Genomic DNA, 25,376 nt, shown 5'->3' on the forward strand with positions numbered 1-25,376 from the left:
AATGGCAAGTTGCTAGTTAAAATTACTGACCCTTTTTCATATCGTTTGGCGATCACCTCGAATAACAATTTGGCTTCGTGGGCACTGAATGGAAGGTACCCGATCTCATCAATTATCAGTAACCTTGGCGCAATTACCGAGCGTTGCATTACTTGTTTATAGTTATCTTGCCGTTGCGCGGTGACCAGTTGTAGGATCAAATCTGAAGCACTGATAAAGCGCGTTTTTATCCCTGCTTGAACGGCTTTATAACCTAGCGCAACTGCGATATGAGTTTTGCCAACACCTGAAGGTCCCAACATCACCACATTCTCTTGTCTCTCGATAAAGGAGAGCGATGCTAATTCCATGACTTGCTTTTTGGGGACGCCTGTTGCGAATTGATAATCGAAATCCTCTAAGGTTTTCAGGCTAGGGAACCCCGCCATGCGCGTAAACATATGCTGTTTACGCTGATGCCGTGCACGTTTTTCACATTGCAACACCTGTTCTAAAAAAGTGAGGTAATCCCATTCCTCTTTGGCCGCTTGCTGAGCTAAATCACACGCATTGGCATCAATACCAGCTAACTGTAACACCAAGGTGAGTTCATTTATACGTGATAATTGCAGGTTCATATCGCCTCCGACAATTGGTCGTAAATACTAAGGGGGTGGTGTAATGGCTGTTCATTTAACGCCGTTAATGCTGAATGCAGAGGCACGTCAGGCGCAAGGGACGTGACTACTGGAAGCAGTGTTGGTGGCAAAGACTGTAAAGCGAGTCGTTCTTCAATCAAGCGGTTCGCTGGTTTTTGTTTGGTGGTATCGTGAATGCGTTGATGAGCCACTGTATCAAGCCATAACATAACTTCGGCATTGGCGGTCATGACATCTAACGTTTCTCCTATAGCCTCCAATTTGGTATTGAGTGGTCTGAAAAAATTATCGCGAACATAACGGACCATACGCTCAACCTTACCTTTAGTTTGTGGTCGGTAAGGTTGGCAGAGCTTAGGTATAAATCCCATGCTTTTAGCAAATTGGTAAAAAGCTTGGTTGAGTTTATGTTGCCCTTCACCATAAGCGTCACGCTCAATCACGACCGTTTTCATATTGTCATACAATGCTTCTTGTGGCACACCTTGAAAATAGTCAAAGGTTAAACGGTGGCACTGCTCAAGCGTGTCGTAACGCATATTATCGGTAAAGACGACCATCATAACGCGGCTATAACCCAGCACAGCGATAAAGGCATGTATCGGGAACTTGCCCCCGCGCATTTGCCCCCAATCTACCTGCATCTGCTTACCTGGTTGGGTTTCAAATCGAACAGTCTCCGTTGGGGACGGCTTACCACGATATGCATATAAATACTGACGTAATAGCGATAAACCACCACAGTAGCCTAATTCTTTGAGCTCTCGAAATAGAACAACGCCCGATAAGTGCACAGGCTTGGCTTGTGCAATACGTGAATGAAGAAACGGTTTATAGAGATCGAGTAATGAAGTCGTTTTCGGCCGAGCAGAATAAGCTGGCGAATCAACTTGCATGCGCAAATAACGTTTAACGGTATTGCGTGATATCCCGAGTTGTTTAGCAATGGCCCGTTGAGAAAGGCCTTGTTGGTGCAGAATCTGAATTTTCATAAGTTCTTCTTTTGTGATCAAGGTGCCTCCGAAAAGGCACAATAGTGAAAACAAGTGGATCAGAATTCAACTGTTGAAGTGGATCAGTTTTGCATTGTTGGTAACACCTTGGTGATGTTTGCGCGTTTACGTAAATTGAGCTTAAGCATGAAGCCCTACATGCTCTGCAACAAGAGACTAACCACAACACCAAGCCTTTTTAATACGCCATGCGTCACGTTGGGCTTCGCAAGCTCTACGGGTTTTTGTTCCAGACAAATTCCAGCTACTTATATCCATATAAGCAAGCGCCAACCTACTTTTAATATCAGCCCAACATTTTCAAATTATAAATCAATGCCATTTTATACACGATGCGTAACATGAAACGGCATAATAAAATAAATATCATTCACCAAATTTACGCACATTACTGCCAGTGACTTGCCCAATATCACCGCCCCAATTTCTATCAACTTCACCCTGTTCAATAAATTGATGAATAGACGAAAACGGCCAATCAACCGCTTTGCTAACGTAGCCATGCTTAACGGGGTTGTAATGAATATAATCAATGTGCTGAGCTAAATCTTTTTCATCTCGAATATGATGCTCCCAAAACCGTCGCTGCCAAATACCACGCTCGCGTTTATTAACTCGGCTGGGGTTTAAAGCTTTGCGACTCTGTTGAGCTAAATGCCGCGAAAAATAACCTTTAATCAAAGACCAGCGCATTGAGTAATTATTATCACCTTCCGGCAATTGCCAAATCACATGCAAATGCTCAGGTAAAATAACACTGCTGATAATATCAAAAGGATGATTCGCCTTGGTATAACGAAATGCGTCGCGTAATAAGTCGATGTGGTCGGTTAACAGGGTTTGTTCGCGATCGGCTAACACCACAGTGAAAAAGTATAAGCCGCCCTTTATTTTTATCCGCCGATAGCGCATTCGATATCCTTATCAATTTAATAATATAACGTTGATCACGTTTTGCGTAAGTTGTGCTTGCATGGATGCAAGTAGTTGGGGTTTGTCGGGAACAAATACCCCAACGAGTATGAAGCCCAACGTTCCCAGCGACAAGAAACCAACCACAAAACCAAGCCTTTTTAATACACCCTGCGTGATGTTGGGCTTCGTCCCTCAGCACCAACCTACATGGATGTAGGAAATGCCATGGGCGTATGGAACAGACCATGGTAAACCTACATGGATGTAGGAAATGCCGTGGATGTCTGGAACAAACCGCGGTAAACCTACTCGCTCCGCTCGACCAGGGCAACACGCAAGCCAATAAACGAGCTCCGACTAACGGCATCGAGGCGAAAGCGAAAAGCAGAGCGGCAGTAATGAGCAACGCTGTCCCACGCACCGCCGCGCAACACACGTCGCGTGTTTACCGCACCTTTTCCACCCTGAGTCAGTTGCATTTCTAGCCACGCTGGCGTTTGCTGGCCATTCACTAATGGCACTTGTTGATAAGCGCTAATATCGTTTTCAAACTCATCCAAACACCACTCCCTGACATTGCCATGCATTTGATATAAACCCCAAGCATTGCGCGCAAAACTATCAACCTCAACTGCTTGTTGCCTGTACGGGCCTTTCTCACTTTGCCCATAAGGATAATTACCATCAAAGTTAACGTGCTCACTATCAATGGTTTTGCCAAGATTAAACGGGGTACTCGTGCCAGCTCGGCAGGCATATTCCCATTGCGCTTCGCTAGGTAAGGTTAAATTAAACCCTTTTATTTGCTGATTTAATCGATGACAAAATTCAAGGCTATCGAGCCAATTCACATTTTCAACCGGTAAATTATCACCTTTAAATTTACTTGGGTTATCGCCCATTACCGCTTGCCATAGCGCTTGGGTAATAGTGGTTTCGGCTAACCAAAAACCTGAAGTTAACCTCACGAGATGCTGAGTTTCATTATCGCGTCTACCAGTTTCATCTTTTGGCGAACCCATTAAAAATTGACCGGGGGGGATATAACGTAAGCATAACTTAATCCCCTTAATATCCGCCGCTTGCCATAAGCCATATTCATCAAAGCCCCATTCACACGCCCAAGGTGCAGGAAACTGTCTAGGCGGGCGTAATTGCCAACGGGCAGTTACGTCCAACTCAGCTAAATCAAAATCAACATTGCCCATCTATACACCTCGTAGGTTGGGCTGAAGTATGAAGCCCAACGTTTTCTAACCACAAACTTTCAACCACAAAACCAATACCTTTTTAATACACCATGCATGGCGTTAACGCATATCACGTAGCCCAGCGACAAGGGACCAACCACAAAACCGAGCCACTTTAATACACCCTGCGTGACGTTGGGCTTCGTCCCTCAGCACCAACCTACACACGCTCGAACGTTAAGCTCGTCCTACGTAGGTTGTGCTTGCATGGATGCAAGTAGTTGGGGTTTGTCGGGAACAAATACCCCAACGAACATGAAGCCCAACATTCCCTGCGACAAGAAACCAACAAAAAACCAAGCCTTTTTAATACACCATGCGTGACGTTGGGCTTCGTCCCTCAGCGCCAACCTACATGGATGTAGGAAATGCTATGGGCGTCTGGAACAGACCACGGTAAACCTACTCGCTCCGCTCGACCTGGGCAACACGCAAGCCAATAAACGAGCTACGAAAATCGGCAAGGCCGTGAAGGCGAAAAGCAGAGCGGCAGTAGTGAGCAAGGTTGCCCCACGTGCCGCCGCGCAACACACGCTGCGTGTTTGCCGCATCGTTTTCACCCTGAGTCAGTTGTACTTCTAGCCACTCTGGCGTTTGCTGGCCATTAACGACTGGGTCTTGTTGATAAGCGCTAGTATCGTTTTCAAACTCATCTAAACACCACTCCCGCACATTGCCATGCATTTGCTTTAAACCCCAAACATTGCGCGCAAAACTGTCAACACCAACGGTGCGGTCATTACTAAAATTTGCTTGTTCATTATTAATAGAGTCACCAATATTAAAAGGGCCAGTGCTACCAGCACGGCAGGCATATTCCCATTGCGCTTCGCTAGGTAAGGTTAAATTAAACCCTTTTATTTGTTGATTTATTCGTTGGCAAAATTTAAGGCTATCTAACCAACTCACATTCTCAACCGGTAAATTATCACCTTTAAATTCACTTGGGTTATCGCCCATTACCGCTTGCCATAAAACTTGGGTTATTGTGGTTTCCGCTAACCAAAAACCCGAGGTTAAGCTAACAGCATGTTGGGCTTCATCATCATCTCTATCAACTTCATCTTGGGGCGAGCCCATTATAAAACTACCGGGTGGGATATAGCGCAGTGTTAGCGCTTGTGGTTCATTGCTAAATTCCCCCTGTATAACCACTCGGCTATATATACCGTGGTCATCCAATTGTGGAGGGAATTCGTGTAAGAATGGGAATTTATTGGTTTTTAAATTTGTTCGCAGTGGCGCGATTTTATTACTAGACTGTGGTGCCCACACAAAACGCACAAAGTCTGTATCCGCAATTACGCCAGCAGTTGGCGTAACAAAGAGTCGTTTAGCCCAGTAATAAGTTTGACTGGTGTTTTTTTCGATTGTGAGGGACTCAGCTAGTGTTTCTAAGCGATTAACCGCTGGTTGTACCAAACTGGTACTACTTTTATTTTTACTCTCCCGACCACTCTCTGTAATAGCTCGACCATTTAATAAAGCCTTACTTACATCCTGCATTACTTGTAAGTGCTGTAAGCCATGTAAACTTGGTTCACTTGCCTTAATTAAATTGATCGAGTTATTAATAGGGTTTATATATAAACTGCCGGGTTCGGCTACCGTTATTTGCTGATTAAACTCTTGCCAAACATCTTGCTCAAGATAGCTTAACGCTTGTTGGCTATTATTCGCTTGTCCCCAAGCCAAATTAGCGTAGGTGGTACAACGTGTGATCTCTACTGGTAGTTGCGATAATTTATCTTCAACCATTAAAGCTTGGCCTAATAAATACTCCAAGCTATCGTGACTACCTTGCTGATTGGCGTGTTTACAAACCGCCTTAAAGTAGTCTGCTATTTGTTGGGTATAACGTTGTACAGTTTGTTTATAGTTCAAAGTCGCTGCCCAACGACCAGCATAAGCGAGGCACAGCAATTTAAATTCGATAACAAACGATGGATAACGGGTTGCTAATGTCTGTAATGCATGTTCTATGACATTAATGACTTCTGCTTGTTGTTCCGCTGACGGAAATACCTGATCAAACTGAGTTTGATATTCTTTAAAGCCCTTTAGCCAATGGAACATTTGCTTATTTGAGTAATAGCTCAGCTCAGTTTTAGCGCTAATGCTGTATTCCAAATTGACATTGGATTGGGGTAACAAGATTAGGCGCAATTTCCTTAGCAAAGCATGGTTTATCCAGCTTGGGGTTAGACTTAATGCGGTTAATAATATTTTAAGCTGTTTTTGGTATAGCGGCGATTGTTCATCTAACAAGCGCTGCTTGCCAAATATTGAACTGGCCAAATCCAGTTGCAGCGGCACAATAAGTGCCTGCTGAATATCTTGTTTTAGCGCTTTGAGTAATTTTTGCCAACTAGGGCTTTGTAATTGGGATTGACTGGCAATAACAATCGCACAAGCGCCACGTTCAGGGGTTGGTGGCTGTGTTCGTTTAAATTTTGCAATACGCCCGCACCGGTCTATTTCTCGCCAAGCACTTTGTGCAGAAATATGGGAAACCTTAAGCTCGATGGTTTTTGTAATGTTATTTTTACCTAAATAGCGTTGATATTGCTGCTTAAGCCATTGCGTATCGGCTTTAAATGGAAAGCCGGCTTGACTGTTATCAATATACAACCATACCTCGGCAGGCAAACCAGAACGTTGCAGCAAAGGTAAGTGCTTTATCGGCTGACAACGAGCAATTTTGTTGGTTAATTTTAGAGCGTCAGGTGTCGTCGACTTATGCCAAACAGTTAAGTTATTCACGCTTTGCGTGTGTACTAATTTAACATCATTAATGGCAGTTGCCGGACTATGTTCTACCTTAGCGTCAGGCGAAAAACGTAATGGCTGGCTGGCTTGAACTTGCTGCTCGAACGGTTTTTCGGCCGTGATTTTTTTGGTTTGATATTCCAAAACTCGGTATACGGGAAAATGCCAAGTTTTTTGTTCAACATCTGGCTCCTCACTGAGCTCAAGTGGAGTTGATATGATTTTATCTAAACCAGTAACATCATGCTTATTACCGTCGTTTTCTGCCGTATTAGGTTGAATATAATCAAATCCTAAGCTCGCAAGAGCCTGTTGCAAATACGCAGATTTACCTTGTAGTTTTTCAATCAAATGTAGCGCAGCTATATGCCTATCCATATTGTTGAACCCTATTGATATTTGTCAATCAAATGCTTCTTTAACGTTTGCAATACGGCTTCTGTTGGTTGCTTGTATTGGTTGACTGCTTTTATAACATCTAAAAACTCCGACGTGCCGGATTGATAATTTGCATCTTGTTTTTGGCGTTGCTCTACTACCCAAGTAGCAATAGCATTAACCGTTTCATCTTTATCTAATGGTATGATTAATTCCTTTTCGCAGTGCGCTTGGTAAATACAGATTAATTGTTCAACGGCTTGATTTTTATCCTTGGGTAATCGCAGATCTAAAATGGCACAGCGGCGTAAGAAAGCTTCAGGTAATAAGCGCTCTTCATTTGATGTAATGACAATAAATACTTGATGGTCTGCCTTTTGGGTAATCGGAACGTCCATGTGGGGAATAGTAATGGATTTATTGTTGAGCACTTCTAATAGAGCATTGGGTAAGGTTGAATCGGCTTTATCAATTTCATCAATTAATAATACTCGACCTTCTTTTTTGCAGGGTTTTGATTGGTTTTCTGGCGCGATAGCTTGCCAAACTTTCCCCGGCTTAACGTAGTTTTTGATGGCAAGCTGCTCTGGTGTTTTATTATTGGCTTGCACATCATGCAGACGTTGCAAGTGGTCAATGCTGTATAACAAATCTTCTATTGTCGTATTGTAGTGGATAGGCGAGGTTATTAAATCAAAGTCTAAAATAGCAGCGATAGCTAACGCTAGTTGGCTTTTACCCAAGCCTGGGTCACCTCGCACTAAAAGCGGTCTATTCGCAAAGTAGGCTGCCTGAATAGCGCCAATATGCTCACCATCAAGCCGGTAACAACTCTTAGGCCAACCATCAAGTGCTTCCGTTTTTATTATGTAACCTGCTTCTAATGCTAGTAATTTATTGCTCACCTGATAGCTCCTTTAATAATTTAAAAATACTTCGAAAATGAGCATCTAAACGCCCTTCCAGTTCGACAAACGTAATTATATTGAGATCATTCTTAAAAAGTTGAACCACACCTAAATTAACTTGCTCTGAGACTCTATCTTCACCTTGATTCAGCTTAAATAAAAGTTTCTTTATCAAGCTATAACTGTATTGAGAGTCTTGTTTTTTATTAAATTTATGATGATCAATAAACAAACGAATATTTGGCACAGCTCGCCCCGGTTTATTGTGCACTAGGCAGTCATTTCTAAAATCAGCAACCCAGCTAGAATCGGCAAATAAATCATCTATATCATCATAATCGTCACCAGATACTTGGCAGATAATCTCGCGAAGAACTTTGTGTTCAATTTTGTTTTGTGACAGTTGTTGCTCTTCAAAACTATGACGACGAGCAAAAATATCGATACAGCCAGCGGCTTGCGGGTTCCTTGCTTTGGATTTAGGTTCAAATTGAATCGAGTCTTGTTGTACGGCTGTGGTTGCGATTAAGCAATCACTCACTTGTTTCTGTTCAGTATTCTGACTATCAGCCTGATAGGTAAATCGAATAGACAAGCCGCCAAAACTGGCATCTTGGGTTTCAATTGCCCATTCGGGATCAACTCTGCATACCGAAAAAATACAAGCGAGTTGCTGTAGGCAATCCTGCCAACGCTTAACGTTGGAAGAAGAATAATCTTTTACATTAATTAGACGCTTAATGCAGGCTATAAACGCCCCAATTTCTCCGTTTCTAGCTAATTTTTGTTCCAATAACCATTTAAACTTAAAATCGTGATGTTTATCTTGCTTGTATTGTTCAATACATTGTTGTGAATATGGGTTTTTTGACCAGTCTGTAACCAGCCTATCAATGTAATCTCTATATAATTTTTTATAGTCTTCTTTACATAAAGATTTTACGTATTGATCCAGCGGCTGTTCAATCTGAGTCACTTCCGTTTGCCGAACTTCTTCATCTACCCGTTCAATCTCTCTATCATTTAGTTTGCGATACAGTGTACTTTTTATGTTTTCTAATTGTTGCTTATAAAACGCTTGAATATCTGGATGCTCTGTCCTGTCGATATGGAATTCAGGTAATAATTTTGTCTCAATTTCAGCTAAATATACTTTTTCTAACGCTTGTGGCAGGCTTAAGCTTTGTTCATCTCTTAACGAAACTGGCTCGTCAATCACATTTCGCATAGAGGAATAGCCATCTAAAATGATAAATATCTTATTGTTATTGTGCTGGGCATAAGCTAAGCAAGCCGCTAGTTCCCATAGGCAATAGTAACTATTGATATATTCAGGTGAGATAATAATAACCCGGCGTAATGCACTACCTATCATTTCCACCACATGGCGAATAGGTTGGCCATCATTTAATACCGTTTGATAAGAGCGTTGTTCAGTTCCGCTATCGGTTTCTCTAACAACTCGCTCTTCACCATTTTTGCTTTTTCTTAGGTAACTGACGATACGAAACGGAGTGTCAGCATTACCCGATGCTGACGAATAGCTTGTATGGATCGCTTTACCTAAACCATCAACAAAATTTTGCTGGGCTGAGGCGTAACTTACCCAGACGATCCTTTCTAGCTTGTTAGACATAGCTTACTTCCCTTTCTTCGCCTGTTGCTGCTTAATCTTAGTCCAGTTGCTATGTTCGGCACTTAATATACTTTCGACTTTTTTAACCAGCTTACATAAGCGCTGTTTATCAATGTCACCTTTAGCTTGATCAAAGTCGGCATCACAATAGCCATCGCATTGAGTTAAAAATTTGAATTTTTCGGTTTTGAGTAATTCACTGGTATTGCGATGTGTTACCGATAGCTGTTGGTAATTACCAAAAGCCAGCAAGCCCGCCAAAATAGCCACCGATGCCCCAACCAAAGCAATAACAAACGCCATCCATGGGCAGTTTTTAAGCAACAGCGTTAATACGGGAATTAGCGCGGCTAATACGATTTCACTGACACGAAAATACATTAAATATGATTTGGCTTTACCGCTCGCATCGCTATGATATTTTTGCTGTTTATCTAGCCTTTCAATTAAATAGTTTTGTGCATCAAGCGGTTGTGAATAATCAATGGATGAGTCTGAACCAGACATGGGCTAAATCCTTATAATTTCCGTTACTTTGAAGTTATATGATTTAAGCAGGGGTTTCAATACAACTTACAGCAGAATTTTTCGTAGCTATGTATCACAATACTACAAATCATATAGATCCATCATTGTATGTATTCAGCCCTAATTATAAATCAAGTCCACTTTCTTTCACTATACATAACGTTGGGCTTCGCAAGCTCAACGCCAACCTACTTTAATTTCAACCCGCTGTAGGTTGGGTTGAGGTACGAAACCCAACATTCCCTAATTATAAATCAAGTCCACTTTATTTCACTATGCATGACGTTGGGCTTCGCAAGCTCAACGCCAACCTACTTTAATATCAACTCACTGTAGGCTGGGTTGAGGTACGAAACCCAACATGCCCTAATTATAAATCAAGTCAACTTTCTTTCACTATGCATGACGTTGGGCTTCGCAAGCTCAACGCCAACCTACTTTAATATCAACTCACTGTAGGTTGGCGTTGAGGTACGAAACCCAACATTCCCTAATTATAAATCAAGTCCACTTTCTTTCACTATGCGTGACGTTGGGCTTCGCAAGCAAGCGCCAACCTACATACGATAAAGCATTAAATCCATATACAACCGACTTTAATATCAACCCAACAACAATTTTTTTATTCAAGTTTAAACAACAATATAAAACATCTATAAAGAGTGGTTCAATGTAATAAAACAGACATATTCTCTTCTATTAATGACCCAGCCTGCCCTTGCCGCACAATCGCATTTTACGATAAAAATAAGACCCGATTATTTTTTATTCAATTTGAATAATCAGATTAATTTTGTTGTGTTTTTGTTGCCAAATACGCATTGATTGTTAACAATTAATAGTTTAATGTGCAATTTACTTGATATCGTATCGCTATATTCAAGTTTAGGACTGAAACACATATAAAAAAATGCAAAAAGCAAAGGGGACAAAATGTATAACAATAAATTTAAACTTAATTCAGTTTTATTAGCTGTATTATGTGCAACACATGCACAAGCGCAATCACAAGAGAACAGCCAAAATAACAATGTCGAAGTGATTGAAGTTAAAGGGATTGCAAGCTCTTTAAGTAAATCAGCCGCCATGAAACGTGATGGCCAAGGGGTTGTCGATGCCATTTCAGCCGAAGATATTGGTAAATTTCCAGATACTAACTTAGCAGAATCATTACAACGTATTACGGGTGTTTCGATTGATCGTTCAAACAACGAAGGTAATAAAGTAACCGTTCGTGGTTTTGGACCCAGCTTTAATCTGGTTACGCTAAACGGCCGTCAAATGCCAAACTCGTCTGCGTTACTTGACGACGGTATCTCTCGTAGTTTTAACTTTAAAGAAGTCGGTGCTGAATCGGTATCGGCTGTTGCCGTGCATAAAACAGCCCGTGCTGATCTTAATTCGGGCGGTATTGGCGCAACCATTGATATTCAAACCGCTAAACCATTCGATCATGATGGCTTTAAAGCACTCGGCAGTGTTAAAGGCGTACTTGATACCAGTGTAGATACCGGTGATTCAATCACACCTGAAATTTCAGGCATGATCAGTAACACCTTCTTAGACGATTCAGTGGGTGTTTTAATCTCGGCCTCTCATGCTGTGCGTCATAGCCATACCGATCGCATTGGTCGTTCAGGCCAGTGGTCTGATGTAGGTAAAGGCAGCTATGATAACTGGAAACAAGCGTTTTCAGATACGCCTTCTGTTATCAATACTAGCAATATAAATACCGCGAACAACAGTGACCAGCATGTGTTTACGGCACCCACAGTCGATTTTGAAAAATCAGATTCAGAACGTGAGCGTCAAAATGCTCAAGTCGTTTTACAATATTCACCCAACGCAGACCTTGTTATTACCGCAGATTATGTGCTTTCTCGTTTAGATGATAAGCAAAAAATGAATCGCAGTAGTTTTTGGTTTGACGGAGTCGATACCGGCACTGCCGATGTTAATGGTACATTGATAAACCCAACCCGAGCTAAAGATGAATTAAACTTTTGGGCATGGGAATACGCTTATAAAACAGAAAATGATTCAATGGGTATAAATGTTGAATGGCAAGCTACCGATGCGCTTTCATTAACATTAGACCTACACGACTCGACTTCACACTCAAATCCAGGTGGATTACCCGCTGAACGTTTAGCAAACTTGAAAAACCCAAGATTCGATCATGATAACGACGATCATTTAGCTGACGACGGTGATGATGCAACCACCCCAACACCACATATTGGTTATGTTGATATCGCGGCCGACTTTACAGGTAATACGCCTTCAATCTCATACGATGATTCAGAGTTAATTGCTAAAACGGGTAATGATGCATGGCATAAATCCAATATCGTTGGCGATTTAATTCAAGAACGTGGTTATGAAATTGAAAACAACATTAAGCAATTAAGCCTAAGTGCCCGCTGGGAAAACCTCGGTAATGGCGATTTAACAGCCATTAACTTTGGTTTAAACAACACGGTTTACAAAGTTGACACAACTAAAATATCAGGTGCCGTTTGGAATACCAGTGCGCTTGATTTAACCAATTTAGACATTGAAACAACGCCAGGCGGCATTGGTTTTGATTCAGTGTTACGTTATAGCGCAGACCAATTTATTGCATTAACCAAAGATCCTGCCAATAACATGTCGGACCCAACAAAAGCGCTTTATGCTGCACCCAATGAAAGCTTAAATGGGATTGAAGAAGATTCAACCGCTTTTTATGTCTCGTTTGATTTTGAATCAGAATTTAACGATATGCCTATTTATGCCAACTTTGGTGTAAGACATGAAAGCACAGATATCACGGCTTATACCGTCGCTAAGCCAGTAGAAGGTCTAAAATGGATCACGGCATTAGAAATGTCTAAGATTTTTGCTGATGATGCTGTATCAGATCAATTAAGCGGTAACTACAGCCATTATTTACCTAGCTTAAATATTAAGATGGATATTAACGACGATGTAGTGGCTCGTTTTTCATACGGAAACACCATTGCACGCAGTGATATTGGTTCGTTATTCCCTGAAACTAGCTTACAAACGCATTTAGCCGGTGGCCCTTTTACGGCTAAACAAGGTAATCCAAACTTGTTACCTTACGAAGCGAAAAACTTAGATTTGTCACTTGAGTGGTATTACAGCGAAGGCAGCTATGCGTCTATCGGCCACTTCAGAAAAGATGTTGATAACTTCATTTCAAATGGCATTGTTGATCGCACCATTAATGATGCAAATGGCAACCCAATCACTGATCCAAGTCAAGGTGCACGTGCGGGGTGCCCAGCGCCAGAAAACACAGCGTGTGAATCACAACCGAGTGATCCGGCAATTATGTGGCGTGTCGAAACCCCGGTTAACTTAGATGCACTTTCGGTTAAAGGTTGGGAATTCAACATACAACACATGTTTGCTGACACCGGCTTTGGCGCCATCGCTAACTACACAATTGTAGACAGTGATAACGAATATGATGTGCATGATCTTGATAACAAACTGGTATTAACGGGTTTAAGTGACACCGCTAACCTAGTGGGTTTCTACGAAAATGACTCTATGTCGTTCCGTATCGCCTACAACTGGCGCGATGATTTCTTACTTAACGCGACCGATCGTCCAACCTTTACCGAAGCCTATTCACAAATTGATGTGTCGGCAAGTTACGACATTAACGATTCAGTCTCGGTGTTTATTGATGGTATTAACATCACGGATGAAGATACACGTCGTCATGGTCGTTTTGCTAACCAACTGGTTGATTTTGAACAATATGGTGCACGTTATAACATCGGCGTAAGAGCCACATTCGAATAACGGTTTACCGTAATTAACGCGAATGCTAAAGAAGGGAACCCAATTTAGGGTTCCCTATTTTGTTTAGAACACAAATAAAATATAAATAAAAGACAAACTGCAGGTAACTTAATAATGAATGAAGCAGTACAAAACATAGTTATTGTGGGTGGCGGCACAGCAGGTTGGATCACCGCAGGTACACTCGCGGCAAAATTAAAAAATAAATTCAGTTCAGGCTATTCGATTACCTTAGTTGAATCGGCAGCGATACCCACCATTGGTGTGGGTGAAGGTACATGGCCAACCATGCGCAACACGCTTAAAAATATGGGCGTACGAGAAACCGACTTTATTCGAGAATGCCATGTTTCGTTTAAACAAGGCGCCAAATTTGCGCAATGGACAACCGGGCACAAAAATGACTTTTATTACCACCCATTAGTTTTACCACAAGATCACGAAAGCATAGATTTAGTCCCACACTGGCAAGACAATCACGCCGAGCATTCTTTTTCTAACATGGTTTGCCCGCAAGAAACCCTGTGTGAATTAGGGTTAGCCCCCAAGCAAATTATTACGCCAGAATTTGCAGCCGTGGCTAATTATGCCTACCACCTTGATGCAGGCACATTTTCTGAATTTTTAAAAAAGCATTGCATTGAAAAATTAAAGGTTAAGCACATCATTGATGATGTGATCCAAGTTAATTCACAGCCTAATGGCGACATTGCATCGGTGGCAACGCAATCAAATGGCGATATTACGGGCGACTTATTTATTGATTGCACCGGCTTTTCATCATTATTACTTGGCCAGCATTTAAACGTTAAGTTTGTTTCATGCAAAGATTCGTTATTTACCGACAAAGCCATTGCCGTGCAAGTGCCTTATCCAGATGAAAACAGCGAGATCCAATCGCATACGTTATCAACCGCACAAGCGGCTGGCTGGGTGTGGGATATCGGTTTGTCGAGTCGCCGTGGTGTTGGGCATGTTTATTCAAGCCAACATATGAGTGCTGACCATGCTCACCAAGCCCTACTTAATTATTTAACGCCATCGGTTAATAACCCAGACGCACTCAATTTTAGAGAAATTTCGTTTGATGCCGGACACCGAGAAAAATTTTGGCATAAAAACTGTGTGGCGATCGGTTTATCGGCGGGTTTTTTAGAGCCACTAGAAGCGTCCGCGCTATTACTTATTGAAATATCGGCACAAATGGTTGCTGACCAACTACCCGCAAATCGCGTCGCGATGGATATTGTCGCTAAACGCTACAATAAAACCTTTATTTACCGCTGGCAGCGCATTATTGATTTTTTAAAACTGCATTACACATTAAGCCAACGAACCGATAACTCATTTTGGCAAGATCACCGCGACCCATCGACCCTGTCCGAACAATTAAAAGAACAACTCGAACTTTGGCGATACCACTTTCCATGTGACGGCGATTTTGAATCGGCATTAGAAGTTTTTCCCGCGGCAAGCTACCAATATGTTTTATATGGCATGGGGTTTAAAACGCAACCAAACGCGTTTGGCTTAGCCGAACAAAACAAAGCAGCCGCCCAAGCCGCGTTTATAAAAAATGCACAACAAACTCAACAGTTTCAATCGATTTTAAGTAGTAACCGCGAACTACTCAATAAAATCCATCAATACGGTTTACAACGAATTTAACGACCCCAATGACAGGACCTCTTTTATGACTCAGTTTACGATGCTAGACAAAGAAACACATCGCAACACCCGTATTATTACCGACCGAGGCGCGCAATACGGCGAAAATATCCATTTGGTGCCGGTGATTGCCGATGAATTAGCGACGTTAATTTTGGAATACCCAGTGTGTTTAATTAAAAGTAACGAAACCGGCCAATTTGGTTTACAGGCATTATTGGGATTTGAAGCTGAAGAAAACCTTTATCTCGACGGTGATACATGGCATGCCAACTACTTACCGTTGCACATAAGGCGACAGCCTTTTATGGTGGCGGTTAAAGGCGCAGAAGGCGAACAACCCACACCCGAAAATACCCTAATCACCCTTAATACGCACAACCCCCGTGTACAAGAACAAACAGGTGAACGCCTGTTTGATGAACAAGGCGAATGCACACCGTTTATGAATAGCATCAATGATATGCTAGCAACCGTTGTTAGCGGAATGATTAGCACAGAATCATTTATTAAAACGCTAACCACCTACGATTTAATTGAACAAGTGCATTTGAATGTGAGTTTTGTCGGCGGTGAGCAAAAACGGTTTGACGGTATTTATACCATTAATGAAACTAAGCTTCAGCAGCTTACCCCACAACAACTGAGCGAACTGAATAGCAAAGGCTATTTGCAAGCTTGTTATTTGCTACTGGCCTCAATGGGACACGTGCAAAAATTAATTACGTTAAAAAGAAAACGGTTAAGTAACGCTTAATCACGTATTTTGCGGGAAACGTTTTTGCAGCACACGTTTTTGCGAACCCCCATGCAAAATAGCGTTTGATGAGTTAGCCGAGTAGGTTGTATATGGACTCCTCGAAGAACGCAAGGGTTCTTCATTTTTTATCTAATGTTAATCGTACTGTTCTCCATAAAGTGGCAATCATTATAAACAACGAAGTTTTAGCGTGCGTATATTCGGTCTATCGTTGGGTAGCGAACCCTGACCTTTACGGCTATTGGCCGTTAACTCAACCTCCTTATCGGGACTAATGGCTTTAAAAGCCGCCAACCTACGCAGGTTCTGATTGAGTCGCTAACTAAGCTGTTTACCGTTGTGATTGCTAACTTTCAGATAGGTACAAACATTATTACGGTGTTACCTTATGATTTACTTTGCGAAAGTAGGCTTATAAGGCTCACCTGATTTTAGAATGGCGAAAGCCACCCTAGCTAATTTGTTGGCTACTGCGACAACGGTTGTATTGAAACTTTTTCGTCCTAACAACCCACGTATCCAACAACTTAATTCGTCTTGCTTATCTCTTATCTTAGAGACAACAGCTCTAGCGCCATTGACAAGTTGAGCTCTAATATAAGTATCGCCTTTTTTCGTAATGCTGCCGATTTTAATTTTTCCTCCCGTACCAGAATGGCTGGGAACCAACCCTAACATCGCACTCACATCTCGGCCTTTTTCAAACCCATCACCTTGGCCCAGTTTTGCATACAACATACTGGCGATGAGCCAACCAATACCAGGGACTTTTTGGAGACGCTTGCAGTGTGCATTATTTTGTGATTGAACTTGAATATCCTTGGAAGACTCGTCGTAAAGTTCATTTATTTCAGTCAGTTGACTTTGTAATGAGTTAAGCACTTTTCTAGCTAAAGGTGTCAGTGAATTCTCAGCATCTTCAAGAACTTCGGGTAACTGTTTTTTGAGTTTAGCGATACCAACAGGGAAGCAAATCCCATATTCAAAGGCAAACCCACGGATACGATTAGCTATCTGGTTACGCGCTTTTTTGTAGCCTTCTCGTAATGTATGCATCAGTGCGATGTCTTGTTGCTCTAAAGTGCGAATAGCAACCAATTTCACTTGTTCGCTTTTACTAGCTTCAAATATCGCAATGGCATCGTTTTTATCATTCTTATTACCTTGTCGGTAACGTGCCACTACTTGTGCAGGAATAAGACCCACGAAATGCCCTTGTTCTTGAAACAAACGCGCCCAGTAATGTGCTGAACCACAGGCCTCCATATAAATTTTGGCGTGAGGGTATTGATCAACGATTTCTTTGAGCTTCTTAGCTGAAACAGACTTGTTTAATTTACTTTTACCCGCTTGGTTAAATACGGCTATTTGAAAAACTTCTTTAGCTAAATCAATGGTAATTGTTGTATTCTTATCCATGGTATGGCTCCTTTATAGTTTAGTCACTGCTAACTTTAGCAAAATATGCTTAAGTTGGGAGGAGTCCATACCATTGGGCTGAAGAATGAAGCCCAACACGCCCTTCTGCCACCCCAAAAACCGGTCATTTTAATACACCATGTGTGACGTTGGGCTGCGCAAGCTTAGCACCAACCTACATGAGCGCTGGCGTTAATGTTGTTTTGCGGTGTTTTTTGCAGTAAACCCATGCAAAATAGCGTTTGATGAGTTAGCCGAGTAGGTTGTGCTGAAGCATGAAGCCCAACACTCTCTGCCTGCAACCTGAAAACCGGTCATTTTAATACACCATGCGTGACGTTGGGCTGCGCTAGCTTAGCGCCAACCTACATGAGCGCTGGCGTTAATGTTGTTTTTTGCGTGTTTTTTTGCGGTGTTTTTTTTGCAGTAAACCCATGCAAAATCGCGTTTGATGAGTTAGCCGAGTAGGTTGGGCTAAAGCATGAAGCCCAACACGCCCTTTTGCCACTCCAAAAAACGGTCATTTTTATACACCATGCGTGACGTTGGGCTGCGCAAGCTTAGCGCCAACCTACTTGAGCGCTGGCGTTAATGTTTTTGCGGTGTTTTTTGCAGTGTTTTTTTGCAATAAACCCATGCAAAATAGCGTTTGATGAGTTAGGCCGAGTAGGTTGGGCTGAAGCATGAAGCCCAACACGCCCTTTTGCCACTCCAAAAAACGGTCATTTTAATACACCATGCGTGATGTTGGGCTGCGCAAGCTTAGCACCAACCTACATGAGCGCTGGCATTAATGTTGTTTTTTGCGTGTTTTTTTGCGGTGTTTTTTTTGCAGTAAACCCATGCAAAATAGCGTTTGATGAGTTAGCCGAGTAGGTTGGGCTGAAGCATGAAGCCCAACACGCCCTTCTGCCACCCCAAAAACCGGTCATTTTAATACACCATGTGTGATGTTGGGCTGCGCAAGCTTAGCGCCAACCTACATGAGCGCTGGCGTTTATGTTGTTTTGCGTGTTTTTTATTCGGGTTGTTGATGAATTTTTGATGGATGTCTCGGTAAATTATTCTTATGATAATGCCCAAAACAGCACTAGATATCAGAACGATAGTGCGTTCAAAACTGAGGTTGATAATTTTAAGAAAACAGTCGATGCACTCAATGGCGCAAGTGAAAATAATACACTTGACTACAAAGTAGTGCATCAACAGTTTGATAAACAAAAAAATACTGTGCCTAGCTCTACAATAAAAGTGACCCGTTATGACCAAAAAAAATCAGGTAGTTAATATGAAAATATCTCACTTCCCATATGAAAATTGCCAAATAAGGTACGAATTTGCTTTGGAGGAATACAATGGTTCATGGAAAACAAGATATCCTAAGAATTATATTAAAGGTCAAGGGGCTAATAATGGCGCCTTTAGCAGTAGTGAAGATTTTTACAGATATTTTTGTTTTTGTTTTATCGCAAATGAGCACAATCATTCATTAAAGTTTTTAAAATTATCGCATCAACTACGCCAGGCCTATTATCACTTGGCGTTAAACCAAGGTAGTGAATACACCTTTTATATTGATGGCGCTAATTTTAATGCCATAGGGGAAAAAACATTTAATTCTACCAATGTTAAACCGTGGAGTCAGGCTTTAGCATTAGCCATGATGGTGCGCGATAAAGCGGCGATTGATAATTTATGCCAGTACAAGGTTGAGAATTTTTATCATCCACAGGTGGAATTCCTGCCATTTCATACCGCGTTTTGTAATTTCCTTAAAGGCGTGTTCGATGCTGAAGCCGATCTTAAAGCGTTGTTAGCCGAGGTGATGCACTCATCAAACCCAAACCTAATTCCGGCGCGCATGCAGTCCTATATTTATCGGGTTTGCATGCCATTTGTGAATGTATTACTGGCGGTGGTACATGGTCATGAAGGTGAATATCAAAAACGTTTAACTAAAGCGTTAGCGGATAATCGCCAGCACTTTGCTAACAAACAACGTGAAGATATAGCAGTAGGCTGGGTGCCACCATTTTTATGCGCGGCGGCGGTGTTAGCCTTTGACAAACATGGTTTTAAAATGCCGGAACCCAATGCTTATATTCCTGAATGGTTAGCCTATGGTGAATTTGATTACAGTGACTTTAATCCCGTGGTTAGCATTATTCCGCCAACCGAAGCCTATGTCGATAAACCGATTTATGTAGAAAAAGACATCAGTTTTGAGCTAAAAGCCGACACCAACAGAAAACGCACCGCATTAACCAAAGCCGCCAAGCAATTTCTGGCTGACAACGAGCTAGAAAAACGAGACTTCGCAATCGACTTTTTAGGCGAAGAAGGTTATTTGGCGGCGTATTCACTACACACTATAACGATTAAACATCTTGATGATTGGTTACCGGATATCAAACAAAAATGGCAGCAAAAAATGTCGGAAGTTATGGGGGACAACCCGAATACCCAAGTGGTGATCAAATAACCCGTAGGGCGGTTTAACACCTGTGTTTTTCAAAGTAGCCGAGTAGGTTGGGCTGAAGCATAAAGCCCAACACGCCCTTCTGCCCCCTCAAAACCGGTTTAACAAGGCACGAGTGTAAGCCGCCATAATGAACGCTAAACGGTAGCTTTTGAGGCATCAAGCATAAATGAAGGTATCTATTTTTACCTTCTGTCGCTGTTGGGTTATTAATGCGTGTCCTATATAAACTGGCTATAACGAAAGTACGCTACTAACGTAAGTTTCCACCATATTTGAAATTAGGATTAGCTTGACTCGATTCTTTAAACAAGCGTTCAAATTCAGCTATTTTTTCAGGGTGATCATGCGCAACATTATTTGTTTCGCTCATGTCGATACTTAAATCATAAAGCTCAGTTGTTGAATTAATACCATAGCGCACCGCTTTCCAATTGCCTTGTCTAATGGCTTGCCTAAATCCTAGATCATTACCATTTTTAGGTTTAAAATTTAAGTGGATCTCCCAATACAAGTGTTTGTGCTTTTTTTGAGGTTGATTTAAAAAAGTAGGTAACATCGAAATACCATCACTTTGCGCAGGGGCTTTAACACCCGCGATTTCAGCTAAAGTCGGCATAATATCCTGGAATGAGCCGATATGTGAATTAGTGGTTTTGGCTTTGATTTTACCGGGCCAAGAAGCAAAAAACGGGACTCTAATTCCGCCTTCATATAAATCTCGCTTATACCCTTTAAATACCCCGTTACTATTGAAGAAAGTGTGATCATGGCTTTTTTCATTTTGACCGCCGTTATCGCTGGTAAATATTATTAGCGTATTGTCTAGTTCGCCTATTGCTTTTAAGTGACGCAATAATCGACCAACTTGTTCATCAAGCATACTAATGCGAGCAGCATGTTTGCGTTCTATTTCTGGCCAATTATGTTGTTTATACATCGTATTGTTACGCAGTTCGACTTCGTGAGCATGCGGAACTCGGTATGACATGAACAAGAAAAAAGGTTTATCCGTTTTTCGCTTTTCAAAATAATTAATGGCTTGATCCGTGCGAAATTCATCCATGCAGCTATATTGGGTATAATCGTAATATCGCGCTTCTGATAAGCCATTGACCCAATCATAATTTGAGTCGATTTCAAACTCCCCGTTTCTTTGTTTCCATTGCCCTTGCACTGCGTGATCAAACCCTCGACTAGCCGCCCATGTTTTTAAGTTGTAAGGGTCATCAAGGTGCCATTTACCAAAATATAATGTTTCATACCCTGCCGGTTTCAACATTTCAGCTAGAGTGGTTTCATTCGCTTGTAAAGCGATACGATCCATAATTTTGCGCTCAGGAATGTAGCCTCTGTTACCTCTAATGGAACTATGGCCTGAATTGATGCCGGTCATTAATACGGCTCGTGACGGTGAACAAACAGCATTACCCGCATAAAAGTCGGTAAAGCGCATGCTTTGATCAGCTAATTGGTCTAAAAAAGGCGTTTTTATTTGCTTTTGCCCATATGACCCTAGTTCGCCATAACCTAGATCATCTGCGAGTAACAATACGATATTTGGTTTGTCTAGCGGAGCTGTGTGGACTTCAGCGTTGGTCTGAGCGTGAATTAAAGGTGTTAAGGCAAATGTTAAAATGAATGCGCAAAACAAGCCATTAGTCATAAAGGTCATATTTTTATTTTCGTGTTATGTTTTCGTGTGCAAAGAATAGGGATTTAAGTTTACGAATGCAACAAGTCCTGTCAAAACGTTGAATAAGGTATAAGTGCCCTCGATAAACAGATAGCGTATTTAATACCCTTATCAATTTAGTATAGGCCGTTTTTTTTGCAGCACCCCCATGCAAAATAGCGTTTGATGAGTTAGCCGAGTAGGTTGGGCTGAAGCATGAAGCCCAACACGCCCTTCTGCCCCCAAAAAAAAACCGGTCATTTTAATACACCATGCGTGATGTTGGGCTGCGCTAGCTTAGCGCCAACCTACATGAGCGCTGGCGTTAATGTTTTTGCGGTGTTTTTTGCAGCACCCCCATGCAAAATAGCGTTTGATGAGTTAGAACCGTGGTTTTGTTGGGATTATTGATGAAATTTTGATGGATGTTTCTGTCAATTAGTATCACCCTACTACACAACTTGAAATACATTACTTGAGCCAATATTTATCTTTTTTGAGTAATGCTTTAGTTTGAGGTGATAAATTAGGGTTTATTAAGGTAAATGATTTACGCTTGTGGAAATTAATTTTATTCATTGCCTCTGAATAAATAGGATGATTTTTAAATAACTGGTCGAATTGGCCTGTTTTTATAATGTGTTCTAGTCCCCAGGTTAATCTTTGGTGTAAGTCTTTATTGGCCGAGTTCACGAAGAAATAGATGGGGAGTGGATAATTCAGCATTAGGTTGTTTTCTATACTCATTTTTATACCCGCCTTAAGTTCAATCCACGGTTCATGAATACCCCGAGAATATATATCAAAACGCTTAGCTAAGAGCATATTGACTAGCCCGTTTGCTTCGGCTCCTATCACGGTAAATCCGTTATGGCGTAAAATAGCATTGTCATTCCAAGCTTTTCCTTGCCCAATTGTAAACTGGCGGAGTTCGGCTAATTTGGTGATCGAATCAAATCTAGCTTGCTCTTCTGAGCGTATTAAAAATACTCTGTAGCCTAAAATACCTTTTATGATTGGCACGTATACGGCTGATAGCTCCTCTTCTAATTTTTTTGCGGTCGTACTCCATATAATGGCATTGTTTTGAGACTTTACGAAGTGGATCACTCTCGTTTTAGGGTAAGGGGTGGTGAGTATTTTTGTGTCGTAATCACCAAATTTAGTTTTGCCAACTTCTAATGTTAATAACAACAATTTGACAGGGTAACTTAGGTTATTTAATGAGTTGTTGTAATATGACGCTTCACGGTCATATATAGTGTAACGTGGTTTTACATCATCTGCGGCCACCTTAATGCTGAACGTGTGTATAACCAAGATTAAACAGATTAAGCGCGCTAACATAATCACCTGCTTCATTTTTCAACATTTAAATGTAATGAACTAAAAGTATAGCTGAGGTTATTACATTTTATTGAAGAAGTGTCGTGATAATGAGCCCTTCTGCCACCCCAAAAACCGGTCATTTTAATACACCATGCGTGATGTTGGGCTGCGCAAGCTTAGCGCCAACCTACATGAGCGCTGGCGTTAATGTTGTTTTGCGTTTATTGAGACAGGGTTATAAAAGGTGCGGTTAGCAAACTCCTCCCCAATTTGCAGGTTGGAGCTTGCTCTATGAAGTGTAAAGTCGCTTTTTAAAGAAACTTAAAGCGTTGATTAGTCCCGTTAAAACAGTTCCATTGTACTATTTTGACACCATTGTCAGTTGATTTACCTGCCACATCTAAACATTTTCCGGTGACTTTACTTCTGATTTCAAAATATCCGTCACCGGTGTCTTTTAATGTCCATTTATGGTTATTATTGGCATGGTTACAGACCCACTGATTAACTAATGCGCCGTTAGCGCTGCTGCCATTTGCTAGCTCAGCACAAAGCATACTGCGCTCTGATTGAATCGAATATTCACCATTACCTAAATGGTTAAATTTAAAACGCTGGTTTAAGTTAGCGCTATTACATCCCCATTGTTGATAGGTTCCACCATTTATCATTGAACCATCTTTAAGATCTAAGCATTTATTACTGTGCTTAACTTGTAAATGTGTGAACCCTGTTGGTACATTACCCGCTCCCCCAGTTGCTACCGGTTTATATACACGGATCCAATCAACATACATTTTATTTTTACTGTTATCGGCTAAATCTGCATCTGTTGCAATAATGCCTTGTCTTGAACGCCAAACGTGATCTTCAGTATCTAGGATGATGTGCAGTTCTTCATCCATGTTGTATTGGCTTTTATCTAAAATAGTGCCTGCTTTATCTTTTAATACGCTTTGTGCCCAAGAGCCATCAGCTGTTTTTTGTCCGTCTATATAAAACGTGACCTCCGTCGGACTTTTCCAATAAGCGCCGAATCGATGAAAGCGTTCGCGCCAATAAGTACCGGTTGATGGGGTATTATTTGTATGGCCGGTAAAATCGTTGGTAATTTCATTGGTTTGACTGTCACGGAAAAATAAATGAAAATTCGTGCCCATATTTTTGGCAAACCAAGTATCTCTTGCACCGCCGTATACTTCTAAAATATCGATTTCACGCTTATCATTTTTACTCAACAACCAAAAATTTGAAGATAACTCTAAGTTACTGACTTTGATATTAGCTTCTAAAAAAACAGGGTATTTTACAGTGTTTTTTGAAGTAACCACTCCCGTATTAACTTTGTTGGTGCCTGCTCGACGAGATGCACCAATCACTAAGTTACCATCCCATACTGCTGACGAATCGCTTGTCCAATGCGTTAACCCAGGACCGGTCCAGTCATTCAAGTATGTGTCATTCCATTTACTGGTAAATGAATTGTTTTTACCTGAGTAATTAAAATCATCCGAGAAATCACTTTGTAATTTCCAAGTGTTACCTGCGCCTGCGTCAGCCGGTATGGCGACATTGTCCCAATCCGCAGCCAAAGCTGAACATGTTAAAAGAATGCTACTGGTTAATAACGCTATTTTTATCATAATTTACCTTATATATTTTTTTACTACATAAGCTACGTTTAGAGACGTAACCCCTTTGAAATAAAAGCTAACAAGTTGATTTTAATCGTTTTATTGTTTAGTGCCCAAAAATAAGCTATATCCATAATGCTTTATTTTACAATTTATTGTCAACAAGATTCATACATAAATATAACGATTCACTAGGAAAAAATAGTGTAAGTTGATTCTATCTAATTGATATTTATATGCTTTATTAAGTTAAAAAAAAGTGAATAAAATATTTTATTTTTTGTTTGTTTTTAGGTGTGAGGATTAATGATGTTTTTATGGGTGAATAAGATTTTTCAAATAATGGTGTTTAATACACCATGCGTGACGTTGGGCTGCGCAAGCTTAGCACCAACCTACATGAACAATGACGCTAACGTATTTTGCATAGGGGTTTGGCGGGCTAAATATGCTTTGTCAGGTTGTTTCATATCATGCAAAATCCTGACAAAAAATACATGGCGCAATACAAAAAAAGGCCACTTAATAAACCATGCCTGCCAGTTAAACTGAGAGGCA

17 protein-coding genes are annotated in these 25,376 nt (G+C 41.2%); 5 read left to right on the forward strand and 12 right to left on the reverse strand.

Features of this window, described 5'->3' with window-relative positions:
* The 8 genes from istB to DPX34_RS18420 form a co-directional block, all read right to left on the reverse strand.
* A partial coding sequence (gene istB / locus DPX34_RS18385) for an IS21-like element helper ATPase IstB (protein WP_111978974.1) occupies window positions 1-617 on the reverse strand: 617 nt, incomplete at its 3' end.
* Window positions 614-1,651, reverse strand: a complete 1,038-nt coding sequence (istA, locus tag DPX34_RS18390) for an IS21 family transposase (RefSeq protein ID WP_438938521.1) — start codon at window positions 1,649-1,651, stop codon at window positions 614-616. The genes istB and istA, both read right to left, overlap by 4 nt.
* A 366-nt stretch (window positions 1,652-2,017) precedes the next feature.
* Entirely contained in the window at window positions 2,018-2,563 is a 546-nt protein-coding gene (locus DPX34_RS18395; RefSeq protein WP_111979905.1) for an REP-associated tyrosine transposase, read from the reverse strand.
* A 308-nt stretch (window positions 2,564-2,871) separates the two neighbouring features.
* Window positions 2,872-3,774 (reverse strand): formylglycine-generating enzyme family protein, encoded by a 903-nt coding sequence (locus DPX34_RS18400; RefSeq protein ID WP_111979906.1) that lies wholly within the window; start codon window positions 3,772-3,774, stop codon window positions 2,872-2,874.
* Window positions 3,775-4,218: 444 nt separating this feature from the next.
* Window positions 4,219-6,963 carry an SUMF1/EgtB/PvdO family nonheme iron enzyme gene (locus DPX34_RS18405; RefSeq protein WP_111979907.1) on the reverse strand — a complete coding sequence of 915 codons (2,745 nt, stop codon included), beginning with the start codon at window positions 6,961-6,963 and terminating at the stop codon, window positions 4,219-4,221.
* A gap of 11 nt (window positions 6,964-6,974) precedes the next feature.
* Window positions 6,975-7,868: an AAA family ATPase gene (locus tag DPX34_RS18410; RefSeq protein ID WP_111979908.1), complete on the reverse strand. Its 894-nt coding sequence runs from the start codon at window positions 7,866-7,868 to the stop codon at window positions 6,975-6,977.
* Window positions 7,858-9,507, reverse strand: a complete 1,650-nt coding sequence (locus DPX34_RS18415) for a toll/interleukin-1 receptor domain-containing protein (protein ID WP_111979909.1) — start codon at window positions 9,505-9,507, stop codon at window positions 7,858-7,860. The genes DPX34_RS18410 and DPX34_RS18415 overlap by 11 nt, the downstream gene beginning before the upstream one ends.
* Before the next feature lie 3 nt (window positions 9,508-9,510).
* The gene (locus DPX34_RS18420; protein ID WP_111979910.1) at window positions 9,511-10,014 is read right to left on the reverse strand and encodes a DUF4231 domain-containing protein; all 504 of its coding nucleotides are present in this window, start codon (window positions 10,012-10,014) and stop codon (window positions 9,511-9,513) included.
* Between the two features lie 954 nt (window positions 10,015-10,968).
* On the opposite strand from DPX34_RS18420, the gene DPX34_RS18425 reads away from it, so the two are divergent.
* From DPX34_RS18425 to DPX34_RS18435, 3 genes are all read left to right on the forward strand, one after another.
* On the forward strand, window positions 10,969-13,854 hold the full coding sequence (locus DPX34_RS18425; protein ID WP_111979911.1) for a TonB-dependent receptor: 2,886 nt from the start codon (window positions 10,969-10,971) through the stop codon (window positions 13,852-13,854).
* Window positions 13,855-13,968: 114 nt separating this feature from the next.
* Window positions 13,969-15,522, forward strand: coding sequence for a tryptophan halogenase family protein (locus DPX34_RS18430; protein ID WP_111979912.1), 1,554 nt, complete (start codon window positions 13,969-13,971; stop codon window positions 15,520-15,522).
* A gap of 25 nt (window positions 15,523-15,547) precedes the next feature.
* Window positions 15,548-16,279, forward strand: a complete 732-nt coding sequence (locus DPX34_RS18435) for a SapC family protein (RefSeq protein ID WP_111979913.1) — start codon at window positions 15,548-15,550, stop codon at window positions 16,277-16,279.
* Window positions 16,280-16,675: 396 nt separating this feature from the next.
* Here DPX34_RS18435 and DPX34_RS18440 read toward each other — a convergent pair whose 3' ends face one another.
* A complete protein-coding gene (locus DPX34_RS18440; RefSeq protein WP_111979914.1) occupies window positions 16,676-17,701 on the reverse strand; it encodes an IS110 family RNA-guided transposase in 1,026 nt (341 codons plus the stop codon).
* Between the two features lie 999 nt (window positions 17,702-18,700).
* On the opposite strand from DPX34_RS18440, the gene DPX34_RS18445 reads away from it, so the two are divergent.
* Together DPX34_RS18445 and DPX34_RS18450 are read left to right on the forward strand one after the other, a co-directional pair.
* Entirely contained in the window at window positions 18,701-18,988 is a 288-nt protein-coding gene (locus DPX34_RS18445; protein ID WP_111979915.1) for a hypothetical protein, read from the forward strand.
* A 1-nt stretch (window position 18,989) separates the two neighbouring features.
* A complete protein-coding gene (locus DPX34_RS18450) occupies window positions 18,990-20,183 on the forward strand; it encodes an immunity 49 family protein (RefSeq protein WP_157964786.1) in 1,194 nt (397 codons plus the stop codon).
* 250 nt (window positions 20,184-20,433) lie between these two features.
* Here the strand turns inward: DPX34_RS18450 and DPX34_RS18455 are convergent, their stop codons facing one another.
* The 3 genes from DPX34_RS18455 to DPX34_RS18470 form a co-directional block, all read right to left on the reverse strand.
* Window positions 20,434-21,855: an arylsulfatase gene (locus DPX34_RS18455; RefSeq protein ID WP_198673755.1), complete on the reverse strand. Its 1,422-nt coding sequence runs from the start codon at window positions 21,853-21,855 to the stop codon at window positions 20,434-20,436.
* A gap of 471 nt (window positions 21,856-22,326) precedes the next feature.
* Window positions 22,327-23,217, reverse strand: coding sequence for a transporter substrate-binding domain-containing protein (locus tag DPX34_RS18465; RefSeq protein WP_157964787.1), 891 nt, complete (start codon window positions 23,215-23,217; stop codon window positions 22,327-22,329).
* Window positions 23,218-23,495: 278 nt separating this feature from the next.
* Entirely contained in the window at window positions 23,496-24,827 is a 1,332-nt protein-coding gene (locus tag DPX34_RS18470; RefSeq protein WP_111979919.1) for an RICIN domain-containing protein, read from the reverse strand.
* Between the last annotated feature and the right edge of the window lie 549 nt (window positions 24,828-25,376).

This window comes from Algibacillus agarilyticus, assembly GCF_003286125.1.
Lineage (GTDB): Bacteria > Pseudomonadota > Gammaproteobacteria > Enterobacterales > Alteromonadaceae > Algibacillus > Algibacillus agarilyticus.